The sequence below is a fragment of the Streptomyces phytophilus genome (assembly GCF_013870535.1).
GTDB classification, from domain to species: Bacteria; Actinomycetota; Actinomycetes; order Streptomycetales; family Streptomycetaceae; genus Streptomyces; species Streptomyces phytophilus.
Genome location: NZ_JACBXC010000534.1, coordinates 1 through 4,010 on the forward strand (window position 1 = coordinate 1; position 4,010 = coordinate 4,010).

Annotated in this window: 2 protein-coding genes and 1 pseudogene; all 3 read left to right on the forward strand. The window is 74.6% G+C overall.

The window, feature by feature from the left end; translation table 11 throughout:
- Positions 1-224 (forward strand): annotated as a pseudogene (locus tag H5J30_RS20745) (alpha-glucosidase); the annotation flags it as partial.
- Positions 225-370: 146 nt separating this feature from the next.
- Complete coding sequence (locus H5J30_RS20750; protein WP_181788902.1) at positions 371-1,018, forward strand: SLATT domain-containing protein; 648 nt, start codon at positions 371-373, stop codon at positions 1,016-1,018.
- 6 nt (positions 1,019-1,024) lie between these two features.
- On the forward strand, positions 1,025-4,010 hold a 2,986-nt coding region (locus H5J30_RS20755), incomplete at its 3' end, for an FtsK/SpoIIIE domain-containing protein (protein WP_258563441.1).

A 4,010-nucleotide genomic window follows, 5' to 3' on the forward strand; every position in this document is an offset into this window, starting at 1 on the left:
CACCGGAGGGGGTGCTGCTGTTCCGCCGCACGCCGGGGGACGGCGGCGCGGCGTTCGTCTGCGCGGCGAACACCACGGGCACGGCGTTGCGGATCACGGTCCCGGCGGGGCGGATGCTGCTCGCGAGCGCGGAGGCGGCGGGCGGGGAGCCGGGCGGGGAGTCCGGCGGCGAGGTGGAGCTGCCGGGGGACACCACGGTGTGGTGGTCGGCGGAGGGGACCTGAGCGGTACGGACCGGGGGAGCACCCGCTGCGTACGCGCGCACCGGGTGCACCCCCTCAGTGGCGGGTTCCGCTCGTCTCCCGCGCCCCGGGCCGCCGGATGCAGATAGCCTCGGTGAGCTGGACTGGGGCGAGCGCGGAGGCAGTTGATGCCGGGTCGGGAGACGGGGACGCCGGACGTCCGGGGCGGCCGCGGCAGACGCCGCGACCTGCGGGGCCGCCCCTTCCCCGGCGCCGCGCTGGAGGACGCGGGCGGACAGGCGGAGATCCTGCGCGAACTGCGGGCCTGGGCGGAGCAGGAGGCCGAGGACGCCGTCGAGTGGTACCTGAACGACAAGCGCCTCAAACGCCGCGGCTCCCGCGCCATCAGCGCGCTCACGATCCTCCTCGCCGTCGCCGGCACGCTGATCCCGCTGGCGAGCGTCATCTCCGGCGGCCCGCCGCAGGGCTGGGGCTACGTGCTCCTGGCGCTGGCGGCGGGCTGCAAGGCGTTCGACCACTTCTTCGGCCTGTCGTCCGGCTGGATGCGCGACATCACGGCGGCACAGACGCTCCGCGCGGAGCTGAACGACTTCCGCATGGCCTGGGCCGCGGACCAGCTCCGCGCCCCGGGACCCGCTTCCGGCACCCTCGACCCGGCGGCGCTGGAGCGCCGGCTCGCGCTGCTGACGTCGCTGGTGGAGGCCGTACGCCGGCAGGTGGAGTCGGAGACGGCGGAGTGGCTGACCGAATTCCGCGCGACGGCACAGCAGTTGCAGGACCACGCGGGCCCGCCGCCGTCCGGCGCGGGGGCGTGAGGCGGGATGACGACGGAACGGATGCTGACGGTCGTCCTGCCGGGCGGGGAAGAGCGGGACGTGGTGCTGGAGGCGCCGGACAGCGCACCGGTGGCGCTGGTGTCGCGGCGGCTCGGCAAGTGGTGCGGTTTCCGGTCGGGAACGGAGCCGCTCTTCCTCGACGACGCCACTGAGCTGCCGCCCGACGCCACTCTCGGGGACGTACCCGTACGCCCCGGAACCCGGCTCTGGCTCGGCCGGCCGCCCGCTGAACCGATGTGGCGCCACGTCACGCCCGAGGGGGTCCACCGCGCACTCGTCAAGAAGGGCCTCGCGGAACCGCGTGACGGCGGCACTCTGCACGTCACCCGGCGACGAGGCGACGCTGACGCGTCGGGGCCCGAGCCCAAGGGCTGGCGGCGGTTGCTGCCCGCCGGGTGGCGCGGCTGGGACACCGGGTCGGGCCACAGGAGGTCGTTCGAGCGGCCCGGCACGCTGCTTCTCGACGAGGCCGAGCTCTGGCACCGTGCCCCGGGCAGCGTGCCGTTCCTCCGGCTTCTGCTCGGCTACGACCTGGGCTCCCCCTCGCCGAGGCTGCTGGTGCCGGTCCTGCTGGACCTGCCCGGCGCCGGGGTCCTCGGCATCGAGGGCGAGCGGGCGGCGGTGGACGAGGCCGGCGCGTGGCTCGTCGCCTCCATCCTCGCCACGCACAGCCCGGCCGATGTCGACGTGCGCGTCCTGACCACCGGCCGGGATCGCGGCGTCTGGGACTTCCTCCGCCTGCTTCCCCCCACCTCCTCGGGACCGCGGATCGCCTACGACGCCGAGACGTCCGCCCGACACGTCAACGACCTGCTCAGTCGCGGCTCCGGCTCGCGTGGGAGCCCCCGCCCGACCGCGGCCGTGCTCGTTCTCGACGGCGCCCGCAGCCTGCGTGCGCTGCCGGCGGTCAGGGAACTGCTCCGGAGCGGACCCGAGTACGGCGTGTTCTCGATCTGCCTGGAGAGCCCCCCGCGACCGCTGCCCGCGGAGTGCCGCGCGGTGGCCAGGATCGACGGGAACACCGCCCGGCTGCTGGAGGAGGGAGTACTCGTACACGACGACTGGAAGGCAGCCGGCGCAAGCCGTATGCAGACCGATCGCGTCGGCCGCATCCTCGCGCCGCTGCGCGACCCCGCGGCCTTTGCGGAGCCCGGCAGCCCCCGGCTGCTCGACCTGCTCGGTCTGCCGGCGTACGACACCGGGGAACTCCGCCGACTCTGGACACGCCCGTCCTACGGACTCTCCGCCCCGGTCGGCGAGTCCGCCCAGGGCGTGCCTGTCGCCATCGACCTCGTACGCGACGGTCCGCACGCCCTCGTCGCCGGCACGACCGGCTCCGGCAAGACGGAGTTCCTGCGGACGTGGATCGCCTCCATGGCCGCCAATCACCCGCCTGACGCCGTGTCGTTCGTGCTGGTGGACTACAAGGGCGGCAGCGCGTTCGCGGACTGCGCGCGGCTTCCGCACACCGCCGACGTCATCGTCGACTTCGACGCGTACCTCGTCGAGCGCACCCTTTCCGGCCTGGCCGCCGAACTGCGCAGGCGCGAGGAACTGCTGATGCGGGTCGGCATGGCCGATATCGCCGACTACGGCGACCTCTTCCGGGCCGGCGATGTGCGGGCACCTGAACCGCTGCCGCGGATGGTGCTCGTCGTCGACGAGTTCGCCGCGCTCACCCGGGAGTTCCCCGACTTCGTCAGCGGCCTCGTGGAGATCGCCCGGCGAGGCCGCTCCCTCGGCGTGCACCTCGTGCTCGCCACCCAGCGTCCCGGCGGCGTGGTGACCGCCGACATCCGGGCCAACACCAACCTCCGTGTCGCGCTGCGCCTGGTGGACCGGAGCGAGAGCACCGACGTGATCGACGAGCCCGACGCGGCCTGGCTCGGCAAGTCCGAGCCGGGGGCCGCTTACGTACGCACCGGCGCCGAGACCCTCGTGCGCCTGCGCACCGCGCGCGTCGGCCTCAAGCGCCTGCCGGACCCCGCGCACTGGTCGGACGTGCGCGTGCGTGGCGCTCAGGGCGACCCCGAGGACAGCGGTTCGCTGCGCGTGGAGCCGGAGCCCACGGGGCTCACGGACCTCGGCGTCCTCGTCACCACGATCCTCGGCGCCGCCATGGACCGCGGCATCGCCCGCTCGCCCGCGATCCTCCCGCCCCCGCTCCCCGACGTGATCAAGCTCGACGCGCCGCTGACGGAGGCGGACCTGCCGGGACGCGGTCGGGACCTCGTGCCCGTCCCCATCGGCCTCGGCGACGTCCCCGACGACCAGTTCCAGACCGTCGCCGTGCTCGACCTCGCCGACAAGCTGCCGCTGCTCGTCGCCGGCGGTCCACGCAGCGGGCGCTCGCAGCTCCTGCGGACTGTCGCCGGCTCCGTCGCCCGCCAGCACAGTGTCGCCGATGTGCACCTCTACGGGATCGACTGCGGCACCGGCGCGCTCCAGGCCCTCGCCGAACTCCCGCACTGCGGCGCCGTCGTCTCCCGCAACGAACGCGACCGGCTCACCCGGCTCCTGGACCGGCTCACCACCACCGTGCGCGTCCGGCAGTCGCAGCTCGCCGCCGAGGCGTTCGGCGACGTCGCAGCCCAGCGACAGGCGGTGGCGGCGCACCGGCGGCTGCCCTACCTGCTGGTGCTCGTGGACGGCTGGGAGGGCTTCGTCGCTGCGATGGAGGACGTCGACTACGGCAAACCGGTGGACGACTTCATCCGGCTCTGCCGGGAGGGGCCGCGGGTCGGGGTCTGCCCCGTCGTCGTCGGCGGGCGGACGGTGCTCCACGGCCGGATCAGGGCTGCGGCGGCGGACGTGCTGGTACTGCGGCAGGCCGATGCGACGGACTACCGGGACGCGGGCATCAGGTCCCGTTTCGTGCCCGGCCGCATGCCGCCCGGTCGCGCGCTGTACGCCGAGGGCAGGGACCGTACCGTCGTGCAGATCGCGCTGCTGCCCGGTGGCGCCGAGCGCG

Bases quoted from the DNA above. Each gene is read 5' to 3' on its own strand.
- H5J30_RS20750 (WP_181788902.1), top strand. From the start codon at position 371: ATGCCGGGTCGGGAGACGGGGACGCCGGACGTCCGGGGCGGCCGCGGC.